Annotated in this window: 8 protein-coding genes, 1 tRNA gene and 3 rRNA genes; all 12 read right to left on the bottom strand. The window is 41.6% G+C overall.

The genetic code is table 11. The features are described 5' to 3' along the window. Positions 1–32 precede the first annotated feature (32 nt). The 12 genes from ftsX to AC6I0I_RS01830 all read right to left on the bottom strand — a co-directional run bounded on the left by ftsX (position 33) and on the right by AC6I0I_RS01830 (position 14127). Positions 33–947 (bottom strand): permease-like cell division protein FtsX, encoded by a 915-nt coding sequence (gene ftsX, locus AC6I0I_RS01885; protein ID WP_161832609.1) that lies wholly within the window; start codon positions 945–947, stop codon positions 33–35. Beyond that, complete coding sequence (gene ftsE / locus AC6I0I_RS01880) at positions 934–1617, bottom strand: cell division ATP-binding protein FtsE (protein ID WP_161832610.1); 684 nt, start codon at positions 1615–1617, stop codon at positions 934–936. Before ftsE ends, ftsX begins: the two co-directional genes overlap by 14 nt. A gap of 275 nt (positions 1618–1892) precedes the next feature. Beyond that, positions 1893–2372 carry an S-ribosylhomocysteine lyase gene (locus AC6I0I_RS01875; protein ID WP_161832611.1) on the bottom strand — a complete coding sequence of 160 codons (480 nt, stop codon included), beginning with the start codon at positions 2370–2372 and terminating at the stop codon, positions 1893–1895. A gap of 102 nt (positions 2373–2474) precedes the next feature. Further along, entirely contained in the window at positions 2475–3572 is a 1098-nt protein-coding gene (gene prfB / locus AC6I0I_RS01870) for a peptide chain release factor 2 (RefSeq protein WP_161832612.1), read from the bottom strand. 122 nt (positions 3573–3694) lie between these two features. Further along, positions 3695–6217: a preprotein translocase subunit SecA gene (gene secA / locus AC6I0I_RS01865; protein WP_445285840.1), complete on the bottom strand. Its 2523-nt coding sequence runs from the start codon at positions 6215–6217 to the stop codon at positions 3695–3697. A gap of 245 nt (positions 6218–6462) precedes the next feature. Further along, positions 6463–7011 carry a ribosome hibernation-promoting factor, HPF/YfiA family gene (gene hpf / locus AC6I0I_RS01860; RefSeq protein ID WP_161832614.1) on the bottom strand — a complete coding sequence of 183 codons (549 nt, stop codon included), beginning with the start codon at positions 7009–7011 and terminating at the stop codon, positions 6463–6465. Between the two features lie 224 nt (positions 7012–7235). Further along, positions 7236–7640 carry a hypothetical protein gene (locus tag AC6I0I_RS01855; RefSeq protein ID WP_161832615.1) on the bottom strand — a complete coding sequence of 135 codons (405 nt, stop codon included), beginning with the start codon at positions 7638–7640 and terminating at the stop codon, positions 7236–7238. Then, entirely contained in the window at positions 7637–8980 is a 1344-nt protein-coding gene (locus tag AC6I0I_RS01850; RefSeq protein WP_161832616.1) for an ATP-dependent helicase ComFA, read from the bottom strand. The genes AC6I0I_RS01855 and AC6I0I_RS01850 overlap by 4 nt, the downstream gene beginning before the upstream one ends. Before the next feature lie 278 nt (positions 8981–9258). Then, positions 9259–9332: transfer RNA gene (locus AC6I0I_RS01845), tRNA-Gly, on the bottom strand. A gap of 10 nt (positions 9333–9342) precedes the next feature. Next, positions 9343–9451, bottom strand: a 5S ribosomal RNA gene (rrf, locus tag AC6I0I_RS01840). 173 nt (positions 9452–9624) lie between these two features. Beyond that, a 23S ribosomal RNA gene (locus tag AC6I0I_RS01835) occupies positions 9625–12518 on the bottom strand. A gap of 92 nt (positions 12519–12610) precedes the next feature. Continuing rightward, a 16S ribosomal RNA gene (locus AC6I0I_RS01830) occupies positions 12611–14127 on the bottom strand. The 16S, 23S and 5S rRNA genes sit together here with 1 tRNA gene alongside, the layout of an rRNA operon. Positions 14128–14168 lie beyond the last annotated feature (41 nt).

The following is a 14168-nucleotide window of genomic DNA, read 5'->3' as shown; positions in this document are numbered from 1 at the left end:
CTATATCCCTCCTTTTTCAATAACTCTATCTATTAAATTTTTAAAGAATACTTGATGACTGCGAAGAAACTACCAAGTAGACTGATGACGATTGACATTAATCCGACAATTGTTCCTAATTCATAAACAGTTGGGAACGGTGTAGCCATTTGAAGCATTGGAATAACTAGTACTCCTCCAAAAATATGATATAAAAATTGGTAACCATACATCGTTAGCAAAATAGGAACGACAGCCCCTAAAACACCGATAATAACACCTTCAATTAAAAACGGAACCGTCACATGAGCAACTGATGCACCTACTAGCTTCATAATTTTCAATTCATTTTGACGTGCATAAATCGTTAATTTAATTGTATTTTGAATTAAAAATACTGCTAATACGAGTAAAATCAAAACAATAACTGATAACGTTTGACGGATGATTGTTGTAATATTGGTAAAAGCAGATAACTCTGATTCTTCACCGTAATTCACGTATCCAACACCATCAATTTCCTTAATTGCCTTCGCTACCTCGTCAACATTTTTCACATCGTCAACCGAAACAATGCCTGTATCGGGTAATGGATTTCCATCACTTGTATTTTCAAAAAAGTCTGCTAACTCAGGATCATTCTCACCGATTCGCTCAATAAACTCCGTGTATTCTTCCTCTTTGGTTATATGATTAACTTCCGAAACGTGCGCTTGAGACTGTATTGCTTGAATCGAGGAAGCAATTTGCTCATCCGTCGCATCTTGAGAAAATTCAATAAAGATCTTAATTTCGTTTTCAACCTGTTCTGTAAAATTTTTAGTATTGTAAGCGAACAGAACGAAAAAAGAACATAAGCTAAGAGTAATAGTTAACGTTACAATTGATGAAATGGACATAAATAAGTTATTCCAAATATTTTTAAATCCATCGCGAATGTAGCGAAAAATTTGTCTAATTATTTTCATAATATCCCCTCACTTCATCGCTAAATATAGTCCCATGATCGATCGTCACTACACGACAATCTTGGCCAAATATTAATTCATGGTCATGAGTTGCCATGATGACCGTCTTTCCTTGCTTGTTTAACTCTTTCAGAATATTAACAATTTGTATTGAATTGTCTGGATCTAAATTTCCCGTTGGTTCATCAGCAATAATAATATCTGGATTATTCGCAATAGCGCGTGCAATCGCTACACGTTGTTGCTCTCCTCCTGACAATTGGTTAGGATAAAATAATAATTTTCCCTCAAGACCAACTAACGTTAATGCATCGAGTGCCTTTTGGCGAACCTCCTCCTTAGGAAGGCCAATAGCCTCTAAGGCGAACGCTACATTTTGATAAACGGTCATTTTTTTTAATAATTTAAAGTCTTGAAAGACGACACCTATTTGCCGACGCAATTTAGGAATTTTAAAGCGACTTAGACGAGTAATTTCAATTCCATTAACCTTAATTTCTCCACCTGTAGCTTTTTCCTGACAATTAATCATTTTTAAAAAAGAAGATTTCCCGGCACCACTCGGTCCAATGACGAATAAAAACTCGCCTGATTCGATTTGAATATTTATATTATGAAGTCCGATAACTCCATTTGCATACTTTTTACTAACGTTTGTAAATTCGATCATTATCTTCCCACCTATCTCTAAACGTCTTTTTTCATTATAGCACAACTATCTGACAGTTTCATTTTCAATACGCCAATTCCCAACAAATACTATCCTAACCATTGCCCCATATTTCATCCCTAATCGATTTCCATTTTAACATAATCGCATTTATCTTAATATAAAATGTCGAATAATTGATTTATATTTCATCCTTTTTTACACCCTTTATACATAATACTTAATTATTTACATAAAAAAAGTGGAGGGTCACCTGATAGGTGGCCTTCCACTTTTTAATTAGGATAAACTAAATGTTTATCTTCAATTTGGTTTAATGTATTTTCTAAAAATGCGTTTGCTTCATATTTAGCGGCCGGTAAATTCATATCTAAATAATTACCACAATCTCTAGCACTTGCTCCCGGAACTTCCCCTTCATAATTCGCAATAAAATTAAAAGTTTCTGTAATAAGGTTAACCACGTCACGTGAATCTAAATCACCTTTTAAAATTAAATAAAAACCTGTTCGGCACCCCATAGGCCCAAAATAAATCGTTTGATCCGCTGCTTGCGGATGATTTCTTAAGAAGGTAGCAGCTAAATGTTCAATCGTATGAATTTCAGCCGTATTCATGACAGGTTCTCGATTCGGAAGTTTAGTTCGAATATCAAATGTTGTAATAACCTCTTCTCCAACGACATCTTTTCGTGATACATAAATTCCACGTAATAAATCTTCATGATTGACTGTAAAGCTCGGAATTTTTTTCATAAACGGTTCACTCCTCTTAAAGTTAATCTAACGTGCCCTTATTATACACTCTACCGTTTTTTATAACCATCCCAAAATGCACTTATCCACAAAATACCACTGTTATAAACTTTTTCTTAAATACGCATCAATAAATCCATCTAAATCCCCATCCATAACTGCTTGTACATTTCCAACTTCATATGAAGTACGGTGGTCTTTTACTAATGAATAAGGATGAAAAACATAGGAACGGATCTGACTTCCCCATCCAATATCTTTCACCTCACCACGAATTTTTGCTAACTCCGCTTCTTGTTCCTCTAGTTTTCGTTGATAAAGCTTAGACTTTAACATCTCCATGGCAGCTTCACGATTTTTAATCTGTGAACGTTGATTTTGACAGGTCACAATTGTATTCGTTGGTAAGTGGGTAATTCGAACAGCAGAATCTGTTGTATTAATATGTTGTCCTCCAGCCCCACTTGCACGGTAAGTATCTATTTTTAAATCCTCGCTACGAATTTCAATATCAATATCACCAGAAAACTCAGGCATTACATCACACGAACAAAAAGAGGTATGTCTACGTCCACCTGAATCAAAAGGTGAAATACGTACTAAACGATGAACCCCACGTTCCGCCTTGAAGTACCCAAATGCATTTGTTCCTTTAATTTTGATCGTCACACTTTTAATTCCCGCTTCTTCTCCTACTAAGTAATCTAAAACTTCCACTTTAAATCCTTTTCGTTCAGCATAGCGTGTATACATACGATAAAGCATCTCTGCCCAATCTTGAGATTCTGTTCCTCCAGCACCTGGATGTAACTCTAAAATAGCATTATTACCATCATATGGGCCACTCAATAAAATTTCCAATTCAAAGGCGTTCAATTTTTCACTCACCTCATGAATTTGTGCCTCAAGTTCTGACTGTAAATCCTCATCGGCCTCTTCTAAAATTAACTCAAAAGCAATTCCAAGCTCTTCTACTTCCGATTGTAAATTATAAAACGAAGAAATCTTCTCCTTCAATGCATTAGCCGCATTAATAACCTCTTGCGCCTTTCTTCGATCGTCCCAGAAACCAACCTCTTGCATTGTTTGTTCATATTCTTTTATTTGATTCTCTTTTTCAGCTACGTTTAATGACTCTTTAAACTGTAAAATGCGCTCAGACATTTTCTTTATTTCAGATCGTATTTCATGAATTTCCATTCTAATCACCTCTTTTTATTCGCTATAATCTCACTTTTACGCGCTAAGAAGCAGTGACTTTTAATATGATCAAAAATCACTGCTCCCCCGATATACGTTATATACGATACTTGTCTTATCAACTACTCATTTTGACCGCAACAATGCTTATATTTTTTCCCACTTCCACACGAGCATTCTTCATTACGACCTACCTTTTTAGACACGCGTGTCAATGGACGTTTCTTCTCATCTTTTGGTGCATTAGTCGCCGTTGGCTTAGCTACCTCTTCGCGTTGTAAATTTTGACGAATTTCAGCTCGAATAATATAGCGTGTTACGTCATCCTCAATACGTTCAATTAAACGATTGAACATTTCAAATCCTTCACTTTGATATTCATGTAATGGATTAATTTGCCCATATGAGCGTAAATGAATTCCCTGACGTAAGGCGTCCATCGCATCGATATGATTCATCCAATGAGTATCCACTACACGTAACACAATAACCTTTTGGAATTCATGGAAAACAGACGCATCAATCGATTTTTCTTTTAGGCGATAATCTTCTTTTACAAGATTAGTCACATATTCAATTAATTGCTCCTCTGTTTTCCCTTCAATAGCTGCACGTGTTACTTTATTAACAGGGAAGAAGTTAGTATTTAGATAAACAAGTAATCCTTCGTAATTATACTCTTGTTCTCCCTTTGACTTCTCGTGCTCAGAGTGTGAGAAGTTATGAACTAATCGTGTAACCGATGAGTTTACCATTCCAAAAATAATATCGGTTAAATCTTCTGTTTCTAGAATATCTTGACGTTGTCCATAGATAACCTCACGTTGACGGCGAATGACATCATCATATTCTAGTAAGTTTTTACGCATATCATAGTTATTACCTTCTACGCGTTTTTGTGCCGATTCTACTGCCTTTGTAACCATTTTGCTCTCAATTGGCTCATTTTCATCCATACCCAATTTATCCACCATTGCATGCATACGATCTGATCCAAATCGGCGCATTAATTCATCTTGGAATGACAGATAAAAGCGAGTATATCCAGGATCTCCTTGACGCCCCGAGCGTCCACGCAATTGGTTATCAATACGACGAGATTCATGGCGCTCCGTCCCAATAACGGCCAATCCACCTAATTCCTTAACTTCATCTGTTAATTTAATATCCGTTCCTCGACCCGCCATATTGGTTGCAATCGTGACAGACCCTTTCTTCCCTGCATCCATAATAATTTCTGCTTCGCGTTCATGATTCTTCGCATTTAAAACGTTGTGCGGAATTCCCTTACGCTTTAATAACTGTGAAATATACTCCGATGTCTCGACCGCTACAGTTCCAAGTAAAACTGGCTGTCCCTTTTTATGGCGTTCGATTACATCTGCAACAACGGCATTAAACTTAGCATTCATATCCTTATAAACTAAATCTGGTGCATCTAAACGGGCAATCGGACGATTAGTCGGAATTTCCACGACCATCATATTATAAATATTTCGGAACTCTTCCTCTTCTGTCTTCGCTGTCCCTGTCATTCCTGATAACTTACTATATAATCTGAAAAGATTTTGGAACGTAATTGTTGCTAACGTCGATGTTTCTTGCTTAATTGAAACTCCCTCTTTTGCTTGAATGGCCTGATGTAAACCTTCAGAGTAGGCACGTCCCTTCATTAAACGACCTGTAAACTGGTCAACAATCACAATTTCGTCCTCTTGGATAACATAATCCACATCGCGCGCCATAATGTAATTTGCCTTTAATGCATTATTGATATGATGTAACAACACTGCATGTTTAATATCGTATAAATTATCAATTCGGAAAGCTTTTTCCGCCTTCTCAATTCCTCCCTCATTTAATTGGATATTTTTCGTTTTAATATCAATTGTATAGTCTTCTTCGTCCTTTAAACCTTTAACAAAATGGTCAGCGTGTACGTATAAATTAGCCGTACGTTTCTGCCCACCTGAAATAATTAATGGTGTACGTGCCTCATCAATTAAGATTGAGTCTACCTCATCCACAATGGCATAATTTAATTTACGTTGTACCATTTGCTTTGCATACAACACCATGTGATCACGTAAATAGTCAAAACCTAGTTCATTGTTTGTTGAGTAAGTAATATCACATGCATATTGCGCCTTTTTCTCTTCTGAAGTCATCCCCGTTAAATTTAAACCAACCGTTAAGCCCAGCCATCGATAAAGCTCTCCCATCTCGCGCGCATCACGGCTTGCTAAATATTCATTTACCGTAATAATATGAACACCTTTTCCATCTAATGCATTTAAGTACGCAGGCATAGTTGAGGTTAATGTTTTTCCTTCCCCCGTTTTCATCTCGGCGATATTTCCACCATGTAAGGCAATCCCACCAATAATCTGAACCTTATAAGGAGTCATTCCTAAAACGCGTGTTGACGCCTCACGAACAACCGCAAATGCCTCAACTAATAAATCATCTAACGTTTCTCCCTTTTCAATTCGTTCTTTAAACTCTAAAGTTTTATGTTTTAATTGCTCGTCTGTTAGACCTTGCATATGAGGTTCTAACGCAATGACCGCATCCGCTATTTTATCCGCACGCTTTAATACTTTTACACTTGGATCTAACATTTTCTTGATTGCCGAAATCATCATCATCGCTCCTTGTCTATGTCTTACTAGGCTTATACTAGCTAATACTCTGTTATTAACATAATGTTACCACTTTTGACTAAACATGTACACAAAAAAACCTGTTCGGAACATAACTTTACCTAATTTTTGTCATTTCATTCGGGAGATTTTCTCTAAAACCCTACATCCCCACAGAATCTATCATTTTTCACAAGCATAAAAAAAGACTACCGCGTAAGATAGTCTTTTTTGTTAATTCACTATTATTAATTATTCGTCTCAATCACAGCGTATTTTCCATCATTACGACGATAAACGACACAAACAGCATCAACAGCCATATCACGATAGACATAGAAGTCATGTCCTAATAATTCTAATTGCATAATTGCTTCTTCAACGTCCATTGGTTTTAAATGAACATTTTTAACTTTGTACGGTACTTCATCTTCTTCGTTATAAACCGTATCCGGATCATCAATAGTAATGAAGTAATCGCTAATACCCTCACGTTCACGAATTTTTTTGTTTGCTTTTGTTTTGTGACGACGAATTTGACGTTCTAATTTATCCACAACAAGATCAATCGCTGCATATAAATCATCACTTTCTTCCTCTGCTCGTAGGATGAACTGATTCCCTGGAATAGTCACTTCTACTTTCTGAATCACATCATAGATTTTAATATACACGCGAGCCTCTAAATCCGGATTTGTAGGTAAGAATCGTTGTAAGCTTCCCACTTTTTCCTCGATATAATTTTTAATAGCATCTGTTGCGTTGAAACGATTAGCTCCCCTAATTTGAATTCTCATTAGAATCACTCCTATCTATCTGATGTACCTCTATTATAATATAAATCCTTCATTTAAGAAAGCGTTTTCCGTATTTTGTCGAACACTTAAGTGCTTCCTCAAACGTGGAAAATAACAGTGTGAGATATGACTCAACTATTAAAAAGAGATTCATTTCATTTTAAGCAAAACAAAACAATTATATACCAGTAAAGCGCTTATAAAAATCTATAATCGGTTACTTTTTAATAAACTTTAATCGTCCGTTCATCCTGTTCGGTTGATAACACTAATCTAATTTGTCCAATTTGAATTTTAGAAAAAAATTTTTCTAGCTGTTCTAATAATACATCGCTCCACGGATAGGGACCCTCCCCTGACATGTCTAAAATCGTAACCGATTTATAACTTCTAAACTGCTTTCTAATCTCCTTGACATATTGGGGAATAAAAAGTTGTAGTAACACTAAATCTCCCTGATCCAGTCGTTCAAGAACAGATAGGAGCCATTCATTTTGTTCAAAAAGACAATGATTTTCCCCAATTTTTAGATTCCGTTTACACTTAGAGCATAGACACGGATCGTTAAGCGCAAAAATATCTTGAAGATTATGAATCGTTATTAATTGAAAACAGACGAGACACCTCATTTATAATCCTCCTTTAATAACTTCTGCCTTCTCGCATGGTTATTCATCTCACGAATCTGGCGTCGTGCAGACTCCATTGCCAAAGTAATTCCATAATGAAAAAATACGATTTCACCGTGTGGGTACATAGGATTTCTGCCAACACGCCCACTAATCTGAACAAGTGCACTCTCTTCGAACACCTCATGTTCTGTCGAAAAAATGGCCACATCAATATTTGCAATTGTTACCCCTCTTTCTAAAATCATCGTCGTAATCAAAAATTGACCCTTTCCCTCTTTAAAGTTTTTAACTTTTGCTAATCTATTTTCATCGCTTGAAAAAACAAACTCTACTTCTAATGCAAAACACTTCCTTATAGCCTCCTGTAAAAGGTACCCCATTTCAATTGTTGGAACAAATAACAATGCGCGTCTATTTAACATTAACTGTTTATTAAACCACTTTTTAATCACGCGTGGTAATCTCCTTTTCTTTAAAAAACGTGAAAGGTTTCCTGAGAAGCAGTATTTAGGAATATCTAATGCATGTAAATGATATCGAGCTGGAATTAAACAACATTTTAATCGTCCTCTTTTAATTAGCCTCTGATCCGTCTTAGAGGGGGTCGCCGACAAATAAATCGTTGCACACCCCGTTTTACATGCCTTTTGGGCTAATCTTGGTAACATCTCATCAAATGTATAAGGAAAGGCATCCACCTCATCGATAATTAGTAAATCAAATGCCTGATAAAATCGAATTAACTGATGCGTCGTCGTTACAACAATATCCCCATAGATATTTTTCTCCTCAGAATTTCCATGAAGCCCTACTACACGTGCATATGGAAAAGCTCGTTTAATTCGAGGAATCAAATCAACAACAACATCGGCACGTGGAATAGCCCAACATACACGCTTTTTTTGCAACAACGCCAATGAAATTGTCTCGAACATCATTTCAGTTTTTCCAGCACCACAAACCGCCCAAATCATTCCAATTCCTGAAGAGTTCAATATTCCTTTTGCAAAATCAGATGCTCGTTGTTGTAAAAAGGATAACTGGAAATCTTGATTTAATATCTCCGATTTTTCTGTAATTGGAGCAGGTACGATTGAACGATATAGATATTGTGCATCATCGATCATTTTAAAATCCAAACACTGTCTACAGTATTTAACCGGCTTCTCTTTATAGATAAAGGTCGCAAACCAATCCTCTGATTGATTTAAACAACGTTCACAACGTTTTCCCTGAATCCCTTTGACTCTGACAACTTCACTTTCTTTAATAATCCCCTGTTTAAATAATTCTAAATATTCATCCTCTAACCATTCCCGACCACTGACATCTATCATGAAAACACCTCCATCATACAATACGATGAGTAGAGACAAAATCCTTTTTTAAAATTTATAATAATAAAAAAAACTCCCATTCACTTATGAATTAGGAGTTCGCATCCATTTTCTTGTCTGGCAACTCTCTCATCACAGTGGTAAAGTTCAATAACCGTTCATTACCCTTGTGATTCCTCAGTTCTTTTCACTTTCTGCCTGTGGTAACCGCTCGTTGTTGCCTTTCCTTTAATTCTCGATAAATAAAAAAACACCCCGAAGGATGTTAATTGGCTATTTGGAGCGGGTGAAGAGAATCGAACTCTCACAGTCAGCTTGGAAGGCTGAAGTTCTACCATTAAACTACACCCGCATTTTTTTCGGCCTAGCGACGTCCTACTCTCGCACTTGCGTACTACCCTCGGCGCTAAGGAGCTTAACTTCTGTGTTCGGTATGGGAACAGGTGTGCCCTCCTTGCCCTTATCACTAGACCTTCTGTCAGATCTTATCAATCTCACAAAACTAGATATCTTCTGCTTACTTCCTCTTGTCCGGCAACTCTCGCATCACAGTGGTAAAGTTCAATAACTGTTCATCACCTTCGTGATTCCTCAGTTCTTTTCACTTTCTGCCTGTGATAACCGCTCGTTTTTGCCTTTCCTATTTAGTTAAGTCCTCGATCGATTAGTATCAGTCCGCTTCATCTGTCACCAAACTTCCACTCCTGACCTATCTACCTCGTCGTCTTCAAGGGATCTTACTTCTTTCGAATGGGAAATCTCATCTTGAGGGGGGCTTCACGCTTAGATGCTTTCAGCGTTTATCCCTTCCACACGTAGCTACCCAGCTATGCTCCTGGCAGAACAACTGGTACACCAGCGGTGTGTCCATCCCGGTCCTCTCGTACTAAGGACAGCTCCTCTCAAATTTCCTACGCCCACGACGGATAGGGACCGAACTGTCTCACGACGTTCTGAACCCAGCTCGCGTACCGCTTTAATGGGCGAACAGCCCAACCCTTGGGACCGACTACAGCCCCAGGATGCGATGAGCCGACATCGAGGTGCCAAACCTCCCCGTCGATGTGAACTCTTGGGGGAGATCAGCCTGTTATCCCCGGGGTAGCTTTTATCCGTTGAGCGACGGCCCTTCCATTCGGTACCGCCGGATCACTAAGCCCGACTTTCGTCCCTGCTCGACTTGTAGGTCTCGCAGTCAAGCTCCCTTCTGCCTTTACACTCTTCGAATGATTTCCAACCATTCTGAGGGAACCTTTGGGCGCCTCCGTTACTCTTTGGGAGGCGACCGCCCCAGTCAAACTGCCCACCTGACACTGTCCCCTGACCAGCTCATGGCCACGGGTTAGAACCCCAGTAACACAAGGGTAGTATCCCAACAGCGACTCCTCCAAGACTGGCGTCCTGGTCTCTTCGTCTCCTACCTATCCTGTACATGTGTCACCAGTGCTCAATATCAAGCTACAGTAAAGCTCCACGGGGTCTTTCCGTCCTGTCGCGGGTAACCTGCATCTTCACAGGTACTATGATTTCACCGAGTCTCTTGTTGAGACAGCGCCCAGATCGTTACGCCTTTCGTGCGGGTCGGAACTTACCCGACAAGGAATTTCGCTACCTTAGGACCGTTATAGTTACGGCCGCCGTTTACTGGGGCTTCAATTCAAAGCTTCGCTTGCGCTAACCTCTCCTCTTAACCTTCCAGCACCGGGCAGGCGTCAGCCCCTATACATCACCTTGCGGTTTAGCAGAGACCTGTGTTTTTGATAAACAGTCGCCTGGGCCTTTTCACTGCGGCTTGCTTTCACAAGCACCCCTTCTCCCGAAGTTACGGGGTCATTTTGCCGAGTTCCTTAACAAGAGTTCTCTCGCTCATCTTAGGATTCTCTCCTCGCCTACCTGTGTCGGTTATCGGTACGGGCACCTAATAAATTATCCCTAGAAGCTTTTCTTGGAAGCGTGACATCAGCTGACTTCACCCTTTCGGGCTTTCGGCATCACAGCTCAATGTTTCGCCATGCGGATTTGCCTACATGACCACCTCACTGCTTACACGTGAATCCATTCACACGCTCAACTTAGCCTTCTCCGTCACTCCTTCAGTTTATTAAGTGGTACAGGAATCTCTACCTGTTGTCCATCGGCTATGCCTTTCGGCCTCACCTTAGGTCCCGACTTACCCAGGGCGGACGAGCCTTCCCCTGGAAACCTTAGGCTTTCGATGGATAGGATTCTCACCTATCTTTCGCTACTCACACCGGCATTCTCACTTCTAACCGCTCCACAGCTCCTTCCGGTACTGCTTCTGTGCTGTTAGAACGCTCTCCTACCACTGACACTTCGTGTCAATCCGCAGCTTCGGCGGTCCGTTTAGCCCCGGTACATTTTCGGCGCAGAGTCACTCGACTAGTGAGCTATTACGCACTCTTTAAAGGATGGCTGCTTCTAAGCCAACCTCCTAGTTGTCTGTGCATCTCCACATCCTTTTCCACTTAACGGACACTTGGGGGCCTTAGCTGGCGGTCTGGGCTCTTTCCCTTTTGACCATGGACCTTATCACCCACAGTCTGACTCCCGATCATATCTATCTGGCATTCGGAGTTTGATTGAGATCAGTACCCCGAGGTGGGGCCATCACCCATTCAGTGCTCTACCTCCAGTAGACTCTTATCGAGGCTAGCCCTAAAGCTATTTCGGAGAGAACCAGCTATATCCGTGTTCGATTGGAATTTCACCCCTAGCCACAAGTCATCCAAGCACTTTTCAACGTGCCCTGGTTCGGCCCTCCAGTCAGTGTTACCTGACCTTCAGCCTGCTCATGGCTAGCTCACACGGTTTCGGGTCTACAACATCGTACTCCTCGCCCTATTCAGACTCGCTTTCGCTTCGGCTCCGTCTCTTCAACTTAACCTTGCACGATATCGTAACTCGCCGGTTCATTCTACAAAAGGCACGCCATCACCCTTTAACGGGCTCTGACTAGTTGTAGGCACACGGTTTCAGGTTCTCTTTCACTCCCCTTCCGGGGTTCTTTTCACCTTTCCCTCACGGTACTGGTTCACTATCGGTCACTAGGTAGTATTTAGCCTTACGAGATGGTCCTCGTTGCTTCCGACGGGATTTCTCGTGTCCCGCCGTACTCAGGATCCCTTCCCTGCTTCACACAATTTCACCTACGGGACTCTCACCCCCTCCGGTTGGCCTTCCCAGACCATTCGGCTATCATGTTCAGTCATTTCTGAAGGTCCTTCTACCCCGGATTACTCCGGTTTGGGCTCCTCCCTGTTCGCTCGCCGCTACTTGGGGAATCGATGTTTCTTTCTTTTCCTCCAGGTACTTAGATGTTTCAGTTCCCTGGGTCTGTCTCCTCTATGGCTATTGATTCACCATACGGTGCTAGCGTATGACCACTAGCGGGTTTCCCCATTCGGATATCCCCGGCTCTTTGCTTACTTACAGCTCCCCGAGGCGTTTCGCCGTTTGTCGCGTCCTTCTTCGACTCCTAGTGCCTAGGCATCCTCCGTGCGCCCTTTATTACTTAACTTTTCTTCTTCAGAAGATATCTAGTTTTCAAAGATCAATTCTAGGAAAATCGAAATTCTCCCAAAACTAAACAGAACGTCTCTTTCTCCATAGAAAGGAGGTGATCCATCCCCACCTTCCGGTAGGGATACCTTGTTACGACTTCACCCCAATCATCTACCCCACCTTAGGCAGCTCCCTCCTTGCGGTTAGGCCACTGACTTCGGGTGTTGTAAACTCTCGTGGTGTGACGGGCGGTGTGTACAAGACCCGGGAACGTATTCACCGCGACATTCTGATTCGCGATTACTAGCGATTCCAACTTCATGTAGGCGAGTTGCAGTCTACAATCCGAACTGAGATTGGCTTTATGAGGTTTGCTCCACGTCACCGCTTCGCTTCTCTTTGTACCAACCATTGTAGCACGTGTGTAGCCCAGGTCATAAGGGGCATGATGATTTGACGTCATCCCCACCTTCCTCCAGTTTGTCACTGGCAGTCTCGTTAGAGTCCCCATCTTACTGCTGGCAACTAACGACAGGGGTTGCGCTCGTTGCGGGACTTAACCCAACATCTCACGACACGAGCTGACGACAACCATGCACCACCTGTATCCATTGTCCCCGAAGGGAACCCTCTATCTCTAGAGGCGTCAATGGTATGTCAAGACCTGGTAAGGTTCTTCGCGTTGCTTCGAATTAAACCACATGCTCCACCGCTTGTGCGGGTCCCCGTCAATTCCTTTGAGTTTCAGTCTTGCGACCGTACTCCCCAGGCGGAGTGCTTAATGCGTTAACTTCAGCACTGAGGTTCGACCCCCAACACTTAGCACTCATCGTTTACGGCGTGGACTACCAGGGTATCTAATCCTGTTTGCTCCCCACGCTTTCGCGCCTCAGTGTCAGTTGCAGACCAGGAAGCCGCCTTCGCCACTGGTGTTCCTCCATATCTCTACGCATTTCACCGCTACACATGGAATTCCACTTCCCTCTTCTGCACTCAAGTCAACCAGTTTCCAATGACCCTCCACGGTTAAGCCGTGGGCTTTCACATCAGACTTAATTAACCACCTGCGCGCTCTTTACGCCCAATAATTCCGGATAACGCTTGCCACCTACGTATTACCGCGGCTGCTGGCACGTAGTTAGCCGTGGCTTTCTCATAAGGTACCGTCAATTGATAGTCATTTCCTCCTATCACCTTTCTTCCCTTATAACAGAATTTTACAACCCGAAGGCCTTCTTCATTCACGCGGCGTTGCTCGGTCAGGCTTTCGCCCATTGCCGAAGATTCCCTACTGCTGCCTCCCGTAGGAGTCTGGGCCGTGTCTCAGTCCCAGTGTGGCCGTTCACCCTCTCAGGTCGGCTACGCATCGTCGCCTTGGTAGGCCTTTACCCCACCAACTAGCTAATGCGCCGCAGGCTCATCCATCAGTGATGCCAGGAGCATCTTTAAACTTTCGTCCTATCCGGTATTAGCGATCGTTTCCAATCGTTGTCCCCGTCTGATGGGCAGATCACCTACGTGTTACTCACCCGTTCGCCGCTTCCCACCGAAGTGGTTCGCTCGACTTGCATGTATTAGGCACGCCGCCAGCGTTCATCCTGAGCCAGGATCAAACTCTCCATAATTGTTTGTTTCCTTAGCTTGCGAAATTTCTTTCGCTCATGAT

This window comes from Turicibacter sp. St.80E1 (genome assembly GCF_059728495.1).
This window is presented reverse-complemented; position numbering and strand designations above follow the sequence as displayed.